This window comes from Cryobacterium algoritolerans (genome assembly GCF_004402785.1).
Taxonomy (GTDB): domain Bacteria; phylum Actinomycetota; class Actinomycetes; order Actinomycetales; family Microbacteriaceae; genus Cryobacterium; species Cryobacterium algoritolerans.
In genome coordinates this window covers 1-3,282 of the sequence record NZ_SOFP01000015.1, presented here as the reverse complement: position 1 = coordinate 3,282, position 3,282 = coordinate 1, and the positions used below count along the sequence as shown (strand labels likewise).

Below are 3,282 nucleotides of genomic sequence, written 5' to 3'. Positions count from 1 at the left end.
GTTTGACGCGGTAGGACTCGCCGCGGAACTGCAGGAGCCGGCCGTGGTGGACGATGCGGTCGATGACGGCGGCGGCCATGTTGTCGTCGCCGAACACGGTTCCCCAGCGAACTGAGGTTCCCATACGTTCGTTCCGGCGCTGAGTGCCGCATTCCCTATGGGGAGTAGGTCGAGCATGGTCGGCGTGGCGAGGTGCGATTTGCTCGATCGAGGAGTGAGATTTGAGGCAACGCCTCAGGAATCGAGGCGGGCGGGAGGTATGCAATGACGCCGCGACCCCGGCTGCGCGTGGTGAGCGATAATTCCCCAGGCGCGCAACTGGCCGATGTCATGGAGCCGATGGAATTCCAGCGGCAGTGCGTGGACGGATTCATCGCAAGCCAAGTGGCCCGCGGATTCAGCGCCCTCACCATCGATAACGGCACGGGTGTGCTCGAGCGATTCCTCACATTGGCGGGAAAGCCCGCATGGGAGCTGACCGCCTTCGACGTCGATGCGGTCGTCGCCGCGCTTATTGAACGCGGCGTGGGACCAGTCACGCGGAGGGACTACGTCAGCACGTTCAGGCACTACTTCCAGTTTCTGCAGGCTCGGCACTTCGCCGACGTGGAGGCTCGATTCGGTATCCGACTGGCCGACCCGATCGACGTGTTCCATGCTGGGCATCACGTAACAAGCGAGTCGCCCGCGACCCGCCCACCCCCATCACCCGAGCGCATGGATGACTTCTTCGCTTTCCTGAAGACTCGAATGGATCAGTCACGAAAATGGGCTCCGATCGCTCGGGACTACGCACTCTTCCGAACGCTGTATCACGCAGGTCTTCGCTCTGCAGAGTCCTCGACGTTGGAAATCCGCGATCTGCATTTTGACCGCGGCCCGTTCGGGAAGATTCACGTGCGCTTGGGTAAGGCGGCGAAAGGCTCAGGTCCGAGGCCACGCTGGGTGCCCATGCTCGACGATCTGGGCCTGATCCTGCATTGGTATCTCGACGAGGTCCGCCCCAAATTTCGAGGGAGCAGCCCGGCCCTATTCTGCGACGAGGGCGGCCGATTCATGAATTCAGGATCGATCCGCAACCGGTTGGCGGCTCTGTGCAGAGCGGAGGGTCGGCCGCCTCACGAGCAGTTCAGCCCTCACAATCTGCGGCATGCCTGCGCGACGCGCAACTACGAGCGCGGTGTCGATCTCGTCGCCATTCAGCAGATGTTGGGCCATTGGAATGTGGGCACGACGATGCGATATGTGACTCCCTCATCCACGTTAGTCGAGGACGCCTATCGTCGCGCCCTCACGACCACTCTCGCCGAAGCGACCAAGGAGGAATAGGACATGGCAGAGTTTCGCTGGCGGCTCCGGATGGCTGCCGCTCAACGAGAAGTGTGGACCGGTGCTCAGCTGCGGCGCCTGTTGGTCGACAAGGCCGGTCTGGAACTCTCTTCCGCGTCGATCTCCGCATTGATGACTCAGCAGCCATCGCAAATAAAGCTCGCGACACTCGCCGCATTGTGCCAAGCGCTGGACTGCACCGCAAATGATCTCCTCGAACTTGATACGACCACCGACATCGGCAACGGGACTCCGCCAACTTCGGTCACGCAGGCGCCCCTCCGAGCGGCGTCCGGTCAGGAACGGTCTCGGGCCTCCCGCAAGACCCCGCCACCATTCTGATGACGCTCGTCGGCAACTGCCTCGACTGTGGAAGCCCCAATCTCCATGCTCGGGGTCGCTGCACCCCTTGCTATTGGAAAGCCAAACGCGAGGCCACGATGGAACCGTGCCCACGATGTGGCCAACGGCGGGTGCTCCGTGAAGAACAGAACCTGTGCGGCATGTGCGTGCGCCGAGCTCGACCCCGGAAGCAACCAACACCGCGAGTCTGCGACCAGTGCGGACGTCTGGCCAAACACGCAGCTCACGGATTGTGCACGGCCTGCTATCAAAGGACCCACAACTCCCTGATCGACCGAACGGCCGCCGCCCTTGTCCGGCTCGGGGCGAGCAGTCCCGACTGGTTCGAACCCCTGGTCGAGGACATCGGCGACCGCTTCGTCAGCGCAGTAGCGGTGCGACACCTGCGGCAGATCGAACACGACCTGATCCAAGGTGCGTGCACTCCCGAAGCGTTGGTCCGCGCGCTGCGTTCACCCGGACGATCGCCGGGTGACACCGCCCGAATCGTCAATGAGTATTTCGTCACGAATGGGCTCGGATCCTTCCTCCAAGACGAGGAAGACCGTCGGAGCGCGGGGCGCCGAGAGCGCCGCCTGGCCCGGGCCCCCATCCCCTTCCGCCCGGCCGTGGCAGCCTTCTCCGACTACCTCCTGCGATCGCGCGCTCGAGCCAACTTGGTCGACGGCCGCGGGCTCAAAGTCGCCACGATCGAGGCCCGACTGGCTGATGTCGCGGCCCTGGCCAACTTCCTCGAGAGACGCGGCATCAACGATTGGGCGGCCGTCGCCGCCGGCGATATCGAGGAGTTCCTCGGGAGCCGCTCCCGGCATCGGCTGGCCAGCTTGCGCATGTTCTTCACCTTCGTTCGCAAACGAAAGCTCATTCTGATCAACCCGGTCCTCGGCCTGACTCGACCACGTCCAACAGGCTTCGCCGGACGAACGCTCAACAGCGCCGAACAGCGCCGACTCATCCACCGGTGGAGACTCACCACCATCGACCCGAGAGAGCGCGTGGTCGGACTGTTCGCTCTTCTCCACGGGATGACCAGCAGTCAGATCCGCGCTGTTCTGGTCTCGGATATCAGCACAACGGCAGGGACGATGGTCATCGCGGGACGGCCCTATCACGTGCCGCTGGACCCCATCACGCTCGCTGCTATCGATGCGGTGCTGACGGCGCGGCTGGCGCTGCGAACGAACAACCCGCACCTCGTCCTCACGAAAGACTCACGCGCTCACGAAACCGCGGCCTCACCGTATTTCATGACTCATATTCTCGATCCGGCCGGCGTCACGCCAGCTGTTCTGCGTCAAACCCGCCTGGCCGACCTCGCTCATTCCCACGACCCGAGACTTGTCGCCGCCGCATTCGGCATGACAGCAGGCGGTGCATTGCATTACGTCTTCGATGCTGTCGACCGCGAGGAAGAAGTCTTCGCTTCAACCTATGAAGATTAGGTATCAACTCGCATACGTCAACTTGAACGTATGCGGCTTGGAGAACTCTAGGTTTGTGGTGATGATCAAGCTTCTTTTTTCATAACCGTCGGCGATGACCTGGAACAAGAGCCGGGCGCCGTCGGTATCGATCGGCAAATACCCCAGT

3 protein-coding genes and 2 pseudogenes are annotated in these 3,282 nt (G+C 62.6%); 3 read left to right on the top strand and 2 right to left on the bottom strand.

Annotation, left to right across the window (positions count from 1 at the left end):
* A pseudogene (locus E3O19_RS03690) lies at positions 1 to 109 on the bottom strand (ATP-binding protein); the annotation flags it as partial.
* Between the two features lie 155 nt (positions 110 to 264).
* On the opposite strand from E3O19_RS03690, the gene E3O19_RS03685 reads away from it, so the two are divergent.
* The 3 genes from E3O19_RS03685 to E3O19_RS03675 all read left to right on the top strand — a co-directional run bounded on the left by E3O19_RS03685 (position 265) and on the right by E3O19_RS03675 (position 3,134).
* A complete protein-coding gene (locus E3O19_RS03685) occupies positions 265 to 1,329 on the top strand; it encodes a tyrosine-type recombinase/integrase (RefSeq protein ID WP_134565357.1) in 1,065 nt (354 codons plus the stop codon).
* 3 nt (positions 1,330 to 1,332) lie between these two features.
* Complete coding sequence (locus E3O19_RS03680; RefSeq protein ID WP_134565355.1) at positions 1,333 to 1,671, top strand: helix-turn-helix domain-containing protein; 339 nt, start codon at positions 1,333 to 1,335, stop codon at positions 1,669 to 1,671.
* 629 nt (positions 1,672 to 2,300) lie between these two features.
* Positions 2,301 to 3,134: a site-specific integrase gene (locus E3O19_RS03675; RefSeq protein WP_134565353.1), complete on the top strand. Its 834-nt coding sequence runs from the start codon at positions 2,301 to 2,303 to the stop codon at positions 3,132 to 3,134.
* A gap of 36 nt (positions 3,135 to 3,170) precedes the next feature.
* Here the strand turns inward: E3O19_RS03675 and E3O19_RS03670 are convergent.
* Positions 3,171 to 3,282: pseudogene (locus E3O19_RS03670) on the bottom strand (ATP-binding protein); the annotation flags it as partial.

Excerpts from the sequence above, each read along its gene's own strand:
- E3O19_RS03680 (WP_134565355.1), top strand. The coding sequence starts at position 1,333 with ATGGCAGAGTTTCGCTGGCGGCTCCGGATGGCTGCCGCTCAACGAGAA.
- E3O19_RS03685 (WP_134565357.1), top strand. The coding sequence starts at position 265 with ATGACGCCGCGACCCCGGCTGCGCGTGGTGAGCGATAATTCCCCAGGC.